The 14,562-nt window shown below is 73.9% G+C and carries 14 protein-coding genes; 5 read left to right on the top strand and 9 right to left on the bottom strand.

The window, feature by feature from the left end; genetic code table 11:
• On the top strand, window positions 1-1,264 hold a 1,264-nt coding region (locus ABLM29_RS21175), incomplete at its 5' end, for a trypsin-like peptidase domain-containing protein (protein WP_349716583.1).
• 12 nt (window positions 1,265-1,276) lie between these two features.
• Here the strand turns inward: ABLM29_RS21175 and ku are convergent.
• A complete protein-coding gene (ku, locus tag ABLM29_RS21170) occupies window positions 1,277-2,239 on the bottom strand; it encodes a non-homologous end joining protein Ku (RefSeq protein ID WP_349716582.1) in 963 nt (320 codons plus the stop codon).
• 52 nt (window positions 2,240-2,291) lie between these two features.
• On the opposite strand from ku, the gene ABLM29_RS21165 reads away from it, so the two are divergent.
• Together ABLM29_RS21165 and ligD are read left to right on the top strand one after the other, a co-directional pair.
• Entirely contained in the window at window positions 2,292-3,293 is a 1,002-nt protein-coding gene (locus ABLM29_RS21165; protein WP_349716581.1) for an ATP-dependent DNA ligase, read from the top strand.
• Complete coding sequence (ligD, locus tag ABLM29_RS21160; protein WP_349716580.1) at window positions 3,290-4,183, top strand: non-homologous end-joining DNA ligase; 894 nt, start codon at window positions 3,290-3,292, stop codon at window positions 4,181-4,183. The genes ABLM29_RS21165 and ligD overlap by 4 nt, the downstream gene beginning before the upstream one ends.
• On the opposite strand, the gene ABLM29_RS21155 is transcribed toward ligD, so the two are convergent.
• From ABLM29_RS21155 to ABLM29_RS21140, 4 genes are all read right to left on the bottom strand, one after another.
• Window positions 4,180-4,524 carry a hypothetical protein gene (locus tag ABLM29_RS21155; protein ID WP_349716579.1) on the bottom strand — a complete coding sequence of 115 codons (345 nt, stop codon included), beginning with the start codon at window positions 4,522-4,524 and terminating at the stop codon, window positions 4,180-4,182. The genes ligD and ABLM29_RS21155 overlap by 4 nt on opposite strands.
• Before the next feature lie 92 nt (window positions 4,525-4,616).
• A complete protein-coding gene (locus ABLM29_RS21150; protein ID WP_349716578.1) occupies window positions 4,617-5,426 on the bottom strand; it encodes a PP2C family protein-serine/threonine phosphatase in 810 nt (269 codons plus the stop codon).
• 266 nt (window positions 5,427-5,692) lie between these two features.
• A complete protein-coding gene (locus ABLM29_RS21145; RefSeq protein ID WP_349716577.1) occupies window positions 5,693-5,923 on the bottom strand; it encodes a DUF3107 domain-containing protein in 231 nt (76 codons plus the stop codon).
• Window positions 5,924-6,041: 118 nt separating this feature from the next.
• On the bottom strand, window positions 6,042-6,629 hold the full coding sequence (locus ABLM29_RS21140; protein WP_349716584.1) for a TetR/AcrR family transcriptional regulator: 588 nt from the start codon (window positions 6,627-6,629) through the stop codon (window positions 6,042-6,044).
• Window positions 6,630-6,908: 279 nt separating this feature from the next.
• On the opposite strand from ABLM29_RS21140, the gene moeZ reads away from it, so the two are divergent.
• Window positions 6,909-8,117 carry an adenylyltransferase/sulfurtransferase MoeZ gene (moeZ, locus tag ABLM29_RS21135; RefSeq protein WP_349716576.1) on the top strand — a complete coding sequence of 403 codons (1,209 nt, stop codon included), beginning with the start codon at window positions 6,909-6,911 and terminating at the stop codon, window positions 8,115-8,117.
• A 393-nt stretch (window positions 8,118-8,510) separates the two neighbouring features.
• Window positions 8,511-8,816, top strand: coding sequence for an MGMT family protein (locus tag ABLM29_RS21130; RefSeq protein WP_349716575.1), 306 nt, complete (start codon window positions 8,511-8,513; stop codon window positions 8,814-8,816).
• A 20-nt stretch (window positions 8,817-8,836) separates the two neighbouring features.
• On the opposite strand, the gene tpx is transcribed toward ABLM29_RS21130, so the two are convergent.
• From tpx to ABLM29_RS21110, 4 genes are all read right to left on the bottom strand, one after another.
• Window positions 8,837-9,328, bottom strand: a complete 492-nt coding sequence (gene tpx / locus ABLM29_RS21125; RefSeq protein WP_349716574.1) for a thiol peroxidase — start codon at window positions 9,326-9,328, stop codon at window positions 8,837-8,839.
• An 83-nt stretch (window positions 9,329-9,411) separates the two neighbouring features.
• Window positions 9,412-10,719, bottom strand: coding sequence for a DUF1501 domain-containing protein (locus tag ABLM29_RS21120; protein WP_349716573.1), 1,308 nt, complete (start codon window positions 10,717-10,719; stop codon window positions 9,412-9,414).
• Entirely contained in the window at window positions 10,716-12,170 is a 1,455-nt protein-coding gene (locus tag ABLM29_RS21115) for a DUF1800 domain-containing protein (protein ID WP_349716572.1), read from the bottom strand. Before ABLM29_RS21115 ends, ABLM29_RS21120 begins: the two co-directional genes overlap by 4 nt.
• Window positions 12,171-12,275: 105 nt before the next feature.
• Window positions 12,276-14,432: an SCO7613 C-terminal domain-containing membrane protein gene (locus tag ABLM29_RS21110; protein ID WP_349716571.1), complete on the bottom strand. Its 2,157-nt coding sequence runs from the start codon at window positions 14,430-14,432 to the stop codon at window positions 12,276-12,278.
• Between the last annotated feature and the right edge of the window lie 130 nt (window positions 14,433-14,562).

Genomic DNA, 14,562 nt, shown 5'->3' with positions numbered 1-14,562 from the left:
GGCCGCGCCGGGGGCGCCGCCGCCCGCGCGGAGCGGCCCCGACCTGCTGGTGGTGGCCGAGGGCCGCGAGCACCGGTTCCGCCACCCCGCGCAGATCAGCGTGGGCCGGCGTACCGACTCGACGGTGGTGGTCACCGATCCCGCCTGCTCGCGCCAGCACGGCCTCGTCCAGGCGGTGCCGGGGGCGTGGACCTACACCAACGTCTCCGGCGAGGGGACCTTCCACGACGGCCGCCGGATCAACACCCTGCGCTTCGACGAGCGCACCGTGCTGCGGCTCGGGCACCCGGTGGCCGGGCCCGAGCTGACCCTGGTGCCGATCCTCTCCGCCGCCGAGGAGGAGCGCCGGATCGCGCGCCGGCGCCTCGGTCGCCGGCTCGCGATCGCCGGCGCCGCGGGCGCGGTGCTCGTGCTGCTGGCCGGCATGGTCGGGACGGTCGCCTGGCTCTCCGGCAGGGACGACACCACCTCGGGCCGCGCCGTCGAGTCGCGCGACGGCGGCGCGACGTCGGCCGACACCGGGGGCTCCGACGGGCTGAGCCGCCTGGACCTGGAGGCGGCGAAGGCGGCGACGGTCAAGATCAGCGCCGAGAGCTACTTCCTCAACGACCCCGAGCGGTCGCCGATCACCTACGGCGGCTCGGGGTCGATCCTGCGCGAGGACGGCCTGATCCTCACCAACGCCCACGTCGCGGCGCCGGAGTCCCCGGGGGTCGCCGAGCAGTACGGCGAGGACGAGGCGATCGCGAACCCGGAGTACCTGCTGGTCTCGCTGACCGACGGGATGACCGACACGAGCGCGCCCGCGGCGTACCGGGCCCGGGTGGTGGAGGCCGACGGGCACCTCGACGCGGCGGTGATCCAGATCTTCGCCGACGCGGCCGGCAACCCGCTCAGCGGGGACCCCGGGCTGCCGACGGTCCCGGTCGGCACCTCGGCCGACCTGCGTGCCGGGGACGACGTGACCGTGCTCGGCTTCCCGGCGGTGGCCGGCACCGGCGACTCGATCACGGTGACCACCGGCGTGATCTCGACCGTGCTCAACGACCCCGAGCTCGGGCCCCGGTCCGAGCTGGACACCGACGCCCGGATCGCGCCGGGGAACTCCGGCGGCATGGCGGTCGACGACGGCGGCGAGCTGATCGGGATCCCGACCTCGCTCTACATCGACCGCTCCAGCCCGGTCGCCAGCGGGCGGATCCGGGCGATCGACGCGGTCAAGGACCTGATCGCGAAGGCCGAGGCCGAGGTGGGGTCGCCCTAAGGCTCCCGCCGGTCAGCTGGCCTTCTTCTTGGCGGGGGCCTTCTTCGCCGCCGCCTTCTTCGCCGCCGCCTTCTTGGCCGCCGCCTTCTTGGCCGGGGCCTTCTTGGCGGCGGCCTTCTTGGCGGGCGCCTTCTTGGCGGCGGCCTTCTTCGTGGGGCGCTCCTCGGAGGCGTCGTCGGAGGCGTCGTCGTCGGCGTCCTCGCCGCGTGCCGTCTTCGCCGCCTCGACCGAGCGCTGCAGCGCGGCCAGCAGGTCGACGACCTCGCCGCCGGTCTTGGTCGAGGTGGGCGTGCGCTGCACCTCGCCGCCCTCGATCTTGGCGGTGACCACCGCCTGGACCGCCTCGGCGTAGTCGTCCTCGAAGTCGGCCGCGTCGAAGTCGCCGGCCAGCGTCTCCACCAGCATCCGCGCCATCTGCACCTCGGCGTCCTTGACCTCGCCGGTCTCCACCGAGAAGTCGGGGGTGCGGATCTCGTCGGGCCACATCATCGTCTGCAGCACGATCACGTCGTCGCGCACCCGCAGCACCGCGATCGTGGTCCGCTGTCGCAGCGCGATCGTGACCACGGCCATCCGGTCCGCCTCGACCAGCGCCTGGCGCAGCAGCGCGTAGGGCTTGGCGCCCGTGGACTCCGGCTCGAGGTAGTAGGACTTCTCGAACAGCATCGGGTCGATCTGGTCGCTGGGCACGAACTTCTCGACGGCGATCTCGCGCGACGACGTCGAGGGCAGGTCCGCCAGGTCCTCGTCGGTGAGCACCACCATCTCGCCGTCCTCGGTCTCGTACCCCTTCGCGATGTCGGAGTACGGCACCTCCTCGCCGTCGATCGAGCAGACCCGCTGGTAGCGGATGCGGCCGCCGTCCTTGGCGTGCACCTGCCGGAACGAGACGTCGTGGCTCTCCGTCGCGGAGTAGAGCTTCACCGGGACGCTGACCAGCCCGAAGGAGACCGCACCCTTCCAGATCGCACGCATGCGGCGAGCCTACGCGCCCACGCCGACGCCCGGTTCTGGTGAGATGGTTCCCGTGCCCGACCTGTCCTCCCTGCGCCCGATGCTCGCCGCACCGGGGGAGCGGGTCCCCGCGGGGGCCGAGTGGCGGCACGAGGTCAAGTGGGACGGGGTGCGGGCGCTCGCCGCGACGGGGGGCGTCGCCGGGGTGGCGGACGGGGCCGTCGAGCTGCGCAGCCGCAACGGCAACCGGATCACCGAGGCGTGGCCCGAGCTCCTCACCGCGCCGCCCGGCCCGCCGCTGGTCGTCGACGGCGAGATCATCGCGCTCAACGACCGCGGCATCCCCGACTTCCGGGTGCTCGCCGAGCGGATCCACCTGCGCAAGGCGAGCACGGTGGCCCGGCACGCGGCGGCGACCCCGGCCACCTTCATGGTCTTCGACCTGCTCCGGGTCGGCGACGAGGACCTGACCGGGCTGCCGCTCGCCGAGCGCCGCGCCCGTCTCGAGGCGCTGGACCTGGGCGCCTCGGGCTGGCAGGTCCCGCCGCAGTACGACGACGGGGAGATGCTGCTGGCCGCCACCCGCGAGCAGGGGCTGGAGGGGATCGTCGCCAAGCGCCTCGACTCCCGCTACCGCCCCGGCGAGCGCAGCACCGCGTGGCTGAAGTTCGCCCACCGCCACCGCGGCTCCTACGTGGTCGGCGGCTGGCGGCCGCAGACCGGGTCGCGGCCCGGAGGACCCGAGCGGCTGGCCGCGCTGCTGGTGGGGGAGCCGACCGCGGACGGGCTGCGCTACCGAGGCCGGGTCGGCAGCGGGATCGGCGCCCAGCAGTCGCGGCTGCTCGCCGGGCTCGTCGCCGACCTGGGCCGCGACGACTCCCCGTTCGCCGACGACGTGCCGCGCGTCGACGCCGCGGGGACGCACTGGCTGGAGCCGGTGCTCGTGGTCGACGTGGACACGCACGGGGTCGGCTACGAGCGGCTCCGGCAGCCGTCGTACCGGGGGGTGCGCAGCGACCTCGCCGCCGAGGACCTGCTGCCCGGTGCCCACGACGCGGTGGGGGAGGGCCGATGAGCGAGACCTGGGTCGAGGTGGAGGGCCGGACGCTCAAGCTGACGAACCTGGAGAAGGTCCTCTACCCGGCGACCGGCACCACCAAGGGCGAGGTGCTCGACTACTACGCGCGGGTCGCGCCGGTGCTGCTGCCGCACCTGGCGGGTCGACCGGTGACGCGGGTGCGCTGGCCGCACGGGGTCAACGCGATGAGCTTCTTCGAGAAGAACGCGCCGGCCGGCACCCCGTCGTGGGTGCGCACCGCGGAGGTGCCGACCACCGGCTCCCGCGGACCCAGCCGGCACGGCGACACCCTCGAGTTCCCCATCGTGGAGGACCTCGCCACGCTGATGTGGATGGTCAACCTGGCCGCGCTGGAGCTGCACGTCCACCAGTGGACCGTCGACGACTCCGGCGAGCCGCGCGGCGCGGACCGGCTGGTGGTCGACCTCGACCCGGGCGAGGGGGCCGGGCTCCAGGCGTGCTGCGAGGTCGCGCTGCTGGTGCGCGACTCGCTGGCCGACCACGGGCTCGACGCCACGCCCGTGACCAGCGGCAGCAAGGGGCTGCACCTCTACGCCGAGCTGTCGTCGTACCTGCCCTCGGAGGAGACCTCGGAGGTGGCCCGCCTGGTCGCCGAGGAGCTCCAGGCCGCCCACCCCCGGCGGGTCACGGCGTCGATGACGAAGGCGCGGCGGCGCGGCAAGGTCTTCCTCGACTGGTCGCAGAACGCCGGGTCGAAGACCACGGTGTCGCCGTACTCGCTGCGCGGCACCGACCGGCCGCAGGTGGCCACCCCGATCACGTGGGCCGAGGTCGAGGCCGGGGCCGAGGACCCGCTGGGGCTCGACCAGTTCACGCCGGCGCAGGTGCTGGAGCGCGTGGACGAGTACGGCGACCTGTTTCTCTAGCCGCCGGTCCTGCGGCGCATGCCGAAGACGTCGAACTCGCTGACCGCGCCGGCGTCGGAGTCGCTCAGCGAGCCGCCGTCGAACTCGTCCAGGGTGGCGTCGATGAGGAGCTGGAACTCGGGGGAGGGGCTGGTCACCCGCATCGGGCTGGTGTCGATCCGCCAGCCGGCGCGGCCGAGGTCGTTCATCACCGCCATCAAGGTGGTGTTCTTCTCCGCGACCATGCCCTCGAAGCCGTCGTGGGCCTCGATCAGGTAGACCGGCCGGGTCACGGCGAGCGTCGAGGCGTGGTAGAGCGGCACCCACAGGCGCGCGTACTCGTACGTCCGGCTCGTTCCCATCCGGTCATCCTAGGTCGCCGGGGGCTCCGGCGGGAACGCCGTTTGCGCGGGCGCCGTCCGGGCGCCGTCCGGGTGCCTGCCGGTGCGGGCCCTCAGGCCGAGCGCAGGGGGCGTACGGCGGTCGGGTCGACCACGTTCGCCAGGTCGGTCGCGGCGCCGATCAGCGTGCCCGTGCCGTCCACCGCCGGCTCGTCGACGACGTCGGCCACGACCACCGTCACGTTGTCGCTGCTGCCGGCCGCCAGCGCGGCGCTCACCAGCCGGTCGGCCGCGGTGTCGCGGTCACACAGCCCGAGCAGCACGGTCAGCGCGGCGTCGGCGAGCACGTCCGTCAGCCCGTCGCTGCACAGCAGCAGGCGGTCGCCGGGGACCAGGCCGAGCAGCAGCATCTCCGGTACCGGCTCGTGGTCGGCGTCGATCGCCTGCAGCACCACGTGGCGGTACGGCGACGCGGCCGCCTCCTCCTCGGAGATCCGGCCGGCGTCGACCATCTCCTGGACCAGCGTCTGGTCGTGGGTGAGCCGGGACAGCTCGCCGTCGCGGAACAGGTAGGCGCGGGAGTCGCCGACCTGGGCGAGCGCGATCGTGCGGCCGTCGGTGAGGGCCGCGGTCAGCGTCGTCGCCATGCCCTCGCGGCGCGGGTCGGCCGCGACGCCGGCCGCGACCTGCTGGTGGGCCTCGCGCACGGCGTGCGTCAGCAGCCTGCGCGGCTCGTGGCCGGGGTGTGCCAGGGCGCGGGCGCTCAGCACGTAGGTCGCGGTCGCCGAGGCCACCTCTCCCGCGGCGGCGCCGCCGACGCCGTCCGCCACGCACAGCAGGTACGGCGAGGCGTACCCGCCGTCCTCGTTGTTCTCCCGGACCTGTCCGGTGTCACTGATGGCGGCGTAGCGGAACTGGAGCATCGACGGCTCCTCTCACGGGCGGATGGTCAGGTTCATTCTTCCCTGTGAACCTGGGAGCATCCTGTGAGGCTCCTGACACCGGTGAGGTGGTTTCGAGGCTCGCTTCGCTCGCACCTCAACCACCGGCAGGGCTCGCTTCGCTCGCACCTCAACCAGCGGCAGGGCTCGCTTCGCTCGCACCTCAACCAGCGGCAGGGCTCGCTTCGCTCGCACCTCAACCACCGGCAGGGCTCGCTTCGCTCGCACCTCGACCACCGTGCTCTGGGTCAGGAGCGGAAGCCGACCTGGCCGGTGACGCTGCGGCCGATCTCGACGTAGGCGAGGTTGGCGACCGGGACCAGGGTGACCTTGCCCTTGGCGTCGGTCAGGGAGAAGACGCCGGTCTCGGAGCCGAGCGCCTCGGTGAGCGCCGCGGACACGGCCTCGCTCGTCTCGTCGGTGTCGACGACGAGCTCGCGGGCGACGTTCCGCACGCCGATCTTGACCTCCACGGACATGGGTGAATCTCCTCGCTTCTCCTGGCCCGTCGGGTGCCGGCGGGCCGTGCCCCCACCCTAGTGGTGGGCTGTCAACGGTTCTGGGTGTTGGGGGTGCGGGGCGGCGCGAGCCGCCCGCTCAGTGGTCGTCGGTCAGCGGGTAGCCGCGGATGCCGCGCCAGGAGAGCGCCGAGACCAGCTCGACGGCCTGGTCCCGGCCGATCTTGCCGTGGTCGGTCAGCCAGAACCGTGCACTGACCTGCGCCATGCCCACCATCGCGACGGCCAGGAGCTGGGCCTGGTCGACGGGCAGCGCGGTATCGTCGTGGATCACCTCGGCGATCATCGCCGCGCACTCCACCGTCACCCGGTCGATGTGCTGGCGCACCGACGGCTCGTTGTTCAGGTCCGACTCGAAGACCAGCCGGAACGCGCCGGTGTCGTGGTCGACGTACGCGAAGAACGCGTCGATCGCCGCGCGGACGCGCTGCTTGTTGTCCTGGGTGGAGTCGAGCGCCGTGCGGCAGCTCGCGATCATCCGGTCGCAGGAGGCGTCGAGCAGCGCCAGGTAGAGCTCGAACTTGCCGGGGAAGTGCTGGTAGAGCACCGGCTTGGAGACGCCCGCCCGCTCGGCGATGTCGTCCATCGCGGCGGCGTGGTAGCCGTTGGCCACGAACACCTCGAGGGCGGCGTCGAGCAGCTGGGCCCGGCGCTCCGAGCGCGGCAGCCGCAACCCTCGGGGGCGCGCGCCTTCGACGTCGTACGACTCCCGTACCACTCTGCCTCCCGATGTTTCTTTGGACAGCCTGTGGGATGCCCTTTGGTCACCCAGGTGACCGACCAGTAGCGACGCAGCCTACTCCGAGGTCCGGATGACGGGACGTGTGCGTCCGCCCGGCGTGGCGCGGGGACCATGGAGTCGGACACATGTGCGGGGTCCGGGGAACATGCGGAGCAGGTGCCGCGTTCCACCGACTGCACGCCCACCCAGGAAGCAGGAGTCACCGTGAGTTTTCCCGCGCTGGTCGAACCCGCCGACGCACTGACCGTCGACGAGGTCCGCCGCTACAGCCGCCACCTGATCATCCCGGACGTGGGGATGACCGGTCAGAAGCGGCTGAAGAACGCGAAGGTCCTGGTGATCGGCGCCGGCGGCCTCGGCAGCCCGGCGCTGATGTACCTCGCCGCCGCCGGCGTCGGCACGCTGGGCATCGTCGAGTTCGACGAGGTCGACGAGTCCAACCTGCAGCGCCAGATCATCCACGGCCAGTCCGACGTGGGCCGCCCCAAGGCGGTCTCGGCGAAGGAGTCCGTCGCCGAGATCAACCCGCTGGTCGACGTGGTGGTCCACGCCGAGCGGCTGGACAACGACAACGTCTACGAGATCTTCGAGGGCTACGACCTCATCGTCGACGGCACCGACAACTTCGCGACCCGCTACCTGGTCAACGACGCGGCGTACTTCCTCGGCATCCCCTACGTGTGGGGCTCGATCTACCGCTTCGACGGCCAGGCCTCGCTGTTCGCCCCCAAGCAGGTCGAGGGCGCGCCCTGCTACCGCTGCCTCTACCCCGAGCCGCCGCCGCCGGGCATGGTCCCCTCGTGCGCCGAGGGCGGCGTGCTGGGCGTCCTGTGCGCGAGCATCGGCTCCATCCAGGTCAACGAGGCCATCAAGGCCCTCACCGGCATCGGCGACCCGCTGGTCGGCAAGCTGATGATCTACGACGCCCTGGAGATGGAGTACCGCAAGCTGAAGGTCCGCAAGGACCCCAACTGCGCGCTGTGCGGTGAGAACCCGACCGTCACCGAGCTGATCGACTACGAGTACTTCTGCGGGGCCGTCTCCGACGAGGCCGCCGACGCCGCCGCCGACGCGACCATCTCGGTGGCCACCCTCGAGGGCATGCTCAAGGAGCGCGAGGAGGGCACCCGCGACTTCGTCCTCATCGACGTCCGCGAGACCAACGAGTACGAGATCAACCAGATCCCCGGCTCGGTGCTGATCCCCAAGGGCGAGTTCCTCAACGGCAACGCCCTGAGCCAGCTGCCCTCGGTCGACTCCGGTGTCCAGGTGGTCCTGCACTGCAAGTCGGGTGTGCGCTCCGCGGAGTGCCTCGCCGTGATCAAGGGCGCCGGGTACGACGACGCGATCCACGTGGGTGGCGGCGTGGTGGCGTGGGTGAACCAGATCGACCCGTCGCAGCCGAGCTACTGAGCTGGTCTGCGCGGCTGCGGTCGGAATCACCGGTTGACCGGTGATTCCGACGCTTGGCAGGCGTTGCAACGCCTGCCAAGTGACAGAACTGCCCGTCCGGTGTGACGGGTGGTCAGCCTGAGGCACACGACCCGCCTCCCGCCGGACCCACCGGACGGCCCCTCGGGACCGCGACCGGCGTACCGACGGCGGGCGCCCTGTACAGGTGACATGTGACAACCCGCACATTTTTGTGACACAGTGTCGCGCGATGTTGTGACGGTGGTCGCACCGCCGGCATCCCGCGAACGATGTGGCGCAGAGGGAGCAACCGAGAGCCCCGCCCGGAACCCGGGCGGGGCTCTCGGCGTCCCCGGGCCCGTCGCAGGCCCCCGGTGCGGCAGGATCGGGCGCATGGCGAGCGCCCGTGACCCCGAGTACGTCGAGCGGGTGCTGGCGACCGCCGAGCGGGTGCCGCCCGGACGGGTGACGACCTACGGCGCGATCGCCGAGGCGGTCGGCGGCGGGCCGCGGCAGGTCGGGTCGGTGATGGCGCTGCACGGCGGCGGGGTGCCCTGGTGGCGCGTGATCCGCGCCGACGGCTCGCTGCCGCCCAGCCACGGCGAGCAGGCGCGGCGCCACTACTACGACGAGCGCACGCCGACCCTCCCGAGCGGGAGGGTCGACATGCGCTCGGCGTACTGGGATCCGGCGGACTGAGCCGACCGGTCAGGAGCGGGTCAGGACAGGGCCTGGACCACGGAGTCGTAGTCGGGCTCGGTGCCGATCTCGGGCACGAGCTGGGTGTAGGAGACAGTGCCGTCGGCCTCGACCACGACGACCGAGCGGGCGAAGAGGCCCTCGAACTTGCCGTCGATCAGGCGCACGCCGTAGTCGTCGCCGAACGAGGACCGGAAGCCCGAGGCGCTGACGACCTTGTCGATGCCCTCGGCGCCGCAGAACCGCGCCTGCGCGAACGGCAGGTCGGCCGAGACGTTGATGATCGAGGTGTTCTCCAGGCCCGCGGCGAGCTCGTTGAACTTCCGCACGCTGGCCGCGCAGATGCCCGTGTCGACGCTGGGGAAGATGTTGAGGACGGTGCGGGTGCCGGTCGGCAGGGTGACCGTGCTGAAGTCGGAGCCGACCAGCTCGAACGCCGGGGCCGCGGAGCCGACGGCCGGGAGCTCGCCGACAGTGGTGACGGGGTTGCCGCCGAGTGCAGTGGTAGCCATGGACCCTTTCCTAGCAGGTCGCCCCTACCGCGCGGCGGCCACGTCCGCGGGGCGGTCCGGCCGGAGGCCGCCGCCCCACCGGCTCAGGTGGCGATCACGCCGAGCGGGTTGTAGGAGTGGCCGGGGAAGGCGGTCGCGATGGAGGCGCCGAGCCGCTTGGTGGCGATCTCGCCCAGCACGTCGCGGAAGTCGGTGGTGACCGCCAGCTCGGTCCCCTGGGTGCTGCCGGCGGGGGCGAGCCCGGGCCAGCTGCCGTAGTACCGCCCGCCCTTGACCCCGCCGCCGGCGACGAGCATGACGTTGCCCCAGCCGTGGTCGAGGCCGCCGGAGCCGTTCTCGTCGACGCGGCGGCCGAACTCGCTGATGGTGACGACCGTGACCCGGTCCGCGACCGGTGCGAGGTCGGCCAGGAACGCGGCCAGGGCGTCGGCGAACCCACGGTTCATCGCCTGCATCGAGCCCCACTCGGTGGTCCCGTACCCGGCGTGCATGTCCCACGAGCCGTAGTCGATGTTGACGACCTCGGTGCCGATGTCCGCCTTGATCAGGCGCGCGGTGTCGCGCAGCGCCGTGGAGAGCTCGACCGCGGGCCAGTCCGAGGGGTAGGTGACCCCCGCGGTGGGCTGGTAGGTCCGCTGCGCGACCGGCCCGACCGTGTCGATCGTGCGCAGGACGGACCGGCCGGCGTCGGCCAGCGGGCCCTCGGCCGAGCCCCACACGGTCCTCAGCTGGTCCAGCCGGCGGGCGGACCAGGCCGGATCGCCGTCGGCGCCGACGACGCGGACGTCGTCGAGCCGCTTGACCGCCAGCGCCGGCGCCGGGCCGGTGACCAGGGTCGGCTCGATCGTCGAGGTCAGGTGTACGACGGCGTGGTCGGGCGCGCTCAGCCCCGACATCCGGTTGACCCATCCGCGCCGCTCGCTGGAGGTCGGGTCCGCGTCCTCGATGAGCTCCATCGCCTCGAAGTGGGACCGGTTGGGCACCGGCAGCCCCGCGGCGTGGACGGCGGCGAGCCGGCCCGACGCGAACAGCGGCGCCAGCGCCGCCAGCGAGGGGTGGAGCCCGAACATCGCGTCCTTCTCCAGCAGCGCACCGACGGGTACGCCGATCCTGGGCCGGGCCGCGTAGTAGCCGGCGTCGCCGTGCGGGACGACGAGCCCGAGGCCGTCGAGGCCGCCGCGCATCGAGAGCACCACCATCACGTTGCCGCCGCTGGACGCCGCGAAGGCGGTCTCGCGCACCACGCTGCCGAAGACCGTGGTCATCGCGACGGCCGAGGCGGCGGCGCCGAGGAAGCGTCGCCGCGACAGGCGCGCCGCGCGGCCGAACTCGGCGCAGGCGCGCCGGCCCGGGGTCGGGTCCGGGGGCGGGGCGGGGAGGTCCGTGGTCATCGCGTCATGTGCTCCGGGGTGTCGAGGAGGGCGCCGATGAGGCGGACGCCGAGCCAGGAGCCCACCGGTCCGGACCTCGTCACCTTCTCGCCGGGGGAGAGGTCGGTGGCCTCCAGCGCGGCGGCGAGCAGCGTCGGCGTCGCCACGCTGCCGTGCAGCACGCGGCAGAGGTGGTCGACGAGGAGGTCGGCGCGGATCGTGTCCTTCGGGAAGAACGACTTCGGCGCGCGGTAGCGGACGGCCTTCTTCGGCCACCAGCCGCCGGCCAGGCCCCAGTGGCTCTGGAAGGAGGCCATCAGGCGGGACGCGCCGGCGTAGGCGTCGTTGGTCTCGGGGGCGCCGTCGGGGCGCGGCCAGGAGTACAGGGCGGCGCCGCCGTGGCTCCACCCGATGGTGTTCGCGAACGCCTGCTCGTCGCCGCCGGGCGGGCGCGCCGCGACGCGCAGGACCCGCAGCGTGGCGACGAGGTCCTCGACCGGCGTCCGCACCTTCGTGCGGAACGCCCGCTTGAACTCCGGCCGCTGCACCAGCGCGCGCAGGACGGCGGCGATCGAGGTGTCGTTCGCGAGGTAGGTGTCGGCCAGGTGCGCGATCAGCGGCTCGCCGGGCTCGTCGTCCACGAACCGGACCGCGAGGCGGCGCGCGATGGTCCGCGCGGTGGCCGGGTGCCGGGCGAGGAAGTCGAGGTAGCGGTGGGTGAGGTCCCGGCCGTCGGCGGCGGCGTTCGGGTCGGTGAAGCCGAGGACCGAGACCCGGCCGGTGGTGTGCCGTCCGGGGTCGTAGAGGCGCTGCCAGGTCGCCTGGGCGTCCACGGTCCAGCCGGACAGGATCGTCGCGGAGTCCTTGACCATCTGCTCGGTGAAGCCGGTGCCGGTCCCGACGGTGTGCAGCTCGAGGAGCTCCCGGCCGTGGTTCTCGTTCGGGTTGTCGCGCGTGGTGCGGTAGTTGTCCAGGTAGATGAGCATCGCCGGGTGCAGCGTGGCCGCCGCGAGCAGGTCGGTGAACCGGCCCAGGGCGTGCTTGCGCAGCGTCTCCTCGTAGTGCCAGCGCGCCACCGAGGCCCAGTCGTTGCCGCTGGAGACGTGGAGGTGGTTGGCCCAGAAGTCGACCATCACCTCCCGCACCTGGCGGCGGGTGTGCACCCGGCGCAGGATCGAGAGGTTCTCCATGTCGCGGGGGTAGGTCCACAGCTTCTTCTTGCCGGAGGTGTGGTTGGCCCACTTCCGCTCCGGGCTGTCGGCCAGGCGCGGGTACCAGTCCAGCACCGCCTTCGCCTTGGCCGACTCGCGGATCCCGCCCGGCCGCAGCTGCTGCTCGAACCAGGCAGCGGGGGAGCCGGCGCGCTGCATCTGCTTCCACGTCGCCGTCGAGAAGCCGGCCGAGAACCGGTTCATCATGTGCAGCTCGGCGCGCGTCGGGACGGCGGTCCGCCGGTAGCGGCGGACCTTCATCGCGCGCCCCGTGGCGGCGGCGTCGGTTGGCTCACGCGGGTCCTATCGGCACCCGGGGTGGGTCTCTTGACCCGGAACGGCGAGGCGGTACGCCGGCCGTGCCGCTCAGCGCAGCCGGGCGAGCGTGCCGAACGCGTGCCGCGCCTCGGCCAGGCGCCGCTCCCAGGTGACCCCCGCCAGCGTCAGCAGGGTCCCCGCGAGCCCGATCCAGATCCACTGCGGGACCGCCGCGGCGTACGGGCCGAGCTCGCGCAGCACCAGCACCGCGCCGACGCCGGCGCCGACGACCAGCGGCCCCGACCAGCGCAGCAGGGCCCCGGCCAGCACCAGTGCCACGCAACCGGCGCCGAGGAGGAGCGCGCGCAGCGAGACCGGGTCGCCCAGCGCGACGACCAGCGTCGGCAGCGTCGCCAGCGACAGCCCGGGGGAGAGCGCCACCCAGGTGCCCCGGTCCGGGTCGGCGCGCAGCCCGAGCAGGCCCACCACGAGGAGCAGGGCGGCCGTCGGGAGGGTGTAGGCCTCCACGGTGGTCACCCCCGCGGCCGAGAGGCGGACCCAGGAGGCGAGGAGCCAGAGCACCGGCGCCCCCACCGCGAGCCGGCGCCGCTCCGGGTGGAGCAGCGCGGTGGCCGCGACCAGGGCACCGGCGAGCACCAGCCACAGCGACACCAGGTCGTCCGGGGTGTCGGCGGCCGACACCGAGGCCGGGAGCGCGATCAGGGCGACCGCCACGGCCGGCACCTCGACCTCCGGGCGCGGTCGGGCGACCGCGGCCGGGCCGGCGACGAGCAGCACCGCAACCGCCGTCCACGCGTCGTCGCGCCCCGCGACCTGGACCGCCGCGGCGGCGGCCAGGGCCAGCGACGGCGCGACCAGCACGCCGCCCGCGAACCGGGCCACCGCCGACCGCGCGAGGACGGTCGTCCCGACGGCCAGGACCGCGGTGACGGTGGCCGCGCCGAGGGTGAGCACGCCGCTCGGCAGCGCAACCACGGCGGCGCCGGCGGCCAGCACGAGCGCGGCGACCGCGCCGGTCGCGGCGCCGCGCAGGTGGGCCGCGACCGCGGTGACCGTGCCGGTCGCGGCGAGCGCGGCCACGACGACGGCCAGCGGGACGTCGTACTGGCCGATCGTGAGGATGACGCCGAGCGTCGTGGCGAGCAGCGCGTCCGGCAGCCAGGCGCGCAGGCGCTCGCGGCCGGTCCCGGGCGACAGCAGGGCGGCCAGTGCCGCCAGCACCACGACGGCCGGCACCACGACGAGCGGCTCGACCGTCGGCTCCGGCCGGTCCAGCCTGACGCCGGCCGGGAGGTCGAGGAGACCGGGGAGCTCGCTCCACCGGGCGAGGGCGGTCCCGCCGGCGACGAGGAGCTGCCCGACCAGCAGCAGCGCGCCGCCGACCGCCGGCGCCACCGGGACGACCCGCAGCGACGCCGGGACCACCGCGAGGGCGAGCGTCCAGCCCGCCGTGACGGCGACCGTGACCAGCGCGATCGTGCCGGCGGTCTCGTCGACCGCGGGGAGCACGGCCGTCGCGGTCGCGAGGAGGGCGGCCGCGCTGGCCCCGACCAGCACCGTCGGGCGGTGGCCCGCGACGACGCCCGGGAGGACCAGGCACGCGGCCGAGGCGAGCAGCGACCAGCCGGCGGCGCCGCCCCACACCCCGGCGAAGGTGAGGTGGAGGACCACCCCGACGAACGCGACCGAGGCGGTGCCCAGCCAGGCGATCGCGCCCGCGGCGGCGACGCTCCACGCCAGCGGCAGCAGGCGCGCGCGCCGGCCCGCGTAGGCGACCGCGGCGACGCCGAGGACCGTGAGGTGGCCGACCAGCAGCGTGCGCGGGGAGGAGGCGACGCCGCCGGCGTACACGAGCACCGCCGCGACTCCGGTGACCAGCTGCGGCGCGACCAGGCGCGGCCGGCCCGGGAAGGGGACCGCGGCCATCCCGATCGCCGCGCCGCCGACCACGGCGCCGAGGACCAGGGCCAGCCGGTCCTCCGCGGCGGCACCGAACCAGCCGGCATCGACGCCGCCGACCACGTCCAGCGCCAGCAGCCCCAGCGCCACCACCGACAGTGACTCACCCGCGACGCGCAGCCCGGACCGGTGCAGGCCGAGAGAGGCAGCGCCGGCGGTCAGGGTGAGGGCGACGAGGACGGCGGTGCGGCCGCCCACGCCGAGCGCCGACCAGGCCACGGCCAGGAAGATCACCGCCGCCACGAGCAGGCACAGCGCCCCGAGGGCGAGCAGGATGCGCGGCACCGAGGCCGCGGCCAGGCCGCCCCTCGCCGGTCGGCCCGGTGGCACCGGCCGGCCCGACTCGCGCGGTCAGCGGGCCAGCCAGGCGGCGTACGAGTCGAACGAGTACGGCCGGCCGAGGAAGTCCGCGACC

The sequence above is a fragment of the Nocardioides sp. YIM 152588 genome (assembly GCF_040191335.1).
Classification (GTDB): domain Bacteria; phylum Actinomycetota; class Actinomycetes; order Propionibacteriales; family Nocardioidaceae; genus Nocardioides.
Note: the sequence above shows the minus strand (reverse complement) of the source record. Positions and strands in the feature narration are given on the sequence as shown.

What these genes read in the sequence shown, in the direction of transcription:
- ku (WP_349716582.1), bottom strand. Translation starts at nt 2,239, where the DNA reads ATGCGTGCGATCTGGAAGGGTGCGGTCTCCTTCGGGCTGGTCAGCGTC.
- ligD (WP_349716580.1), top strand. Translation starts at nt 3,290, where the DNA reads ATGAGCGAGACCTGGGTCGAGGTGGAGGGCCGGACGCTCAAGCTGACG.
- ABLM29_RS21155 (WP_349716579.1), bottom strand. Translation starts at nt 4,524, where the DNA reads ATGGGAACGAGCCGGACGTACGAGTACGCGCGCCTGTGGGTGCCGCTC.
- ABLM29_RS21150 (WP_349716578.1), bottom strand. Translation starts at nt 5,426, where the DNA reads ATGCTCCAGTTCCGCTACGCCGCCATCAGTGACACCGGACAGGTCCGG.
- ABLM29_RS21145 (WP_349716577.1), bottom strand. Translation starts at nt 5,923, where the DNA reads ATGTCCGTGGAGGTCAAGATCGGCGTGCGGAACGTCGCCCGCGAGCTC.
- ABLM29_RS21130 (WP_349716575.1), top strand. Translation starts at nt 8,511, where the DNA reads ATGGCGAGCGCCCGTGACCCCGAGTACGTCGAGCGGGTGCTGGCGACC.
- tpx (WP_349716574.1), bottom strand. Translation starts at nt 9,328, where the DNA reads ATGGCTACCACTGCACTCGGCGGCAACCCCGTCACCACTGTCGGCGAG.
- ABLM29_RS21120 (WP_349716573.1), bottom strand. Translation starts at nt 10,719, where the DNA reads ATGACCACGGACCTCCCCGCCCCGCCCCCGGACCCGACCCCGGGCCGG.
- ABLM29_RS21115 (WP_349716572.1), bottom strand. Translation starts at nt 12,170, where the DNA reads ATGAAGGTCCGCCGCTACCGGCGGACCGCCGTCCCGACGCGCGCCGAG.